This is a genomic window from Ruegeria sp. AL12 (genome assembly GCF_056540885.1).
The window spans coordinates 1-622 of sequence record NZ_JBQFXN010000153.1; the positions used below are offsets into that span (position 1 = coordinate 1).

The 622-nt window shown below is 60.6% G+C and carries 1 protein-coding gene; it reads left to right on the plus strand.

Annotation, left to right across the window (positions count from 1 at the left end; all coding sequences use genetic code 11):
- Nucleotides 1–622 (plus strand): hydantoinase B/oxoprolinase family protein (locus ACR0C6_RS21945; protein WP_480621289.1); only part of this gene is annotated, 622 nt, incomplete at both ends.

Sequence of the window (622 nt, forward strand, 5' to 3'; positions counted from 1 at the left end):
CTGGGCCAGATGACGTCGGATCTGGTGTATGGGTGCCTCGCGCAGGCCCTGCCCGATCACGTACCTGCCGAAGGCGCGTCGTGCATGTACGACCTGCCTTTGCGACATGCGCCCGAAGCGCCGCAGACCGGAGGCGAACAGTTCGCGCTTGAGTTGGTGTTCAGTGGTGGTACTGGCGCGAGACCCAGCTTGGACGGCCTCTCGGCAACTGCGTTCCCATCTGGGGTTTGGGGATCGCAGGTCGAAACGACCGAAGCGGTCGCACCGGTATTGATAACTCGACGAGAATTGAAACCCGATTCCGGTGGCGCGGGTCAAAGGCGGGGCGGTCTAGGGCAGCATATCGAGCTTCGATCCGCTTGTGACGAAGACCTGTTGCTGTTCCTTTCAGTGGAACGGGTCAAAAACCCCGCACGTGGGCGATCAGGTGGATTAGCAGGTGCCAATGGGCGCATTCGCATCGGCCACGATGGTTCTGACTTGCCAGGAAAAGGTCAGGTCCGAATTCAGGCGGGTCAGACTCTTGTATTCGAAACACCGGGGGGTGGAGGTTTTGGATTACCCCGGGACCGTAGCCGAACCGAGGTTCTGCGTGACTTAGAGGCGGGCCTGATCACGGAGC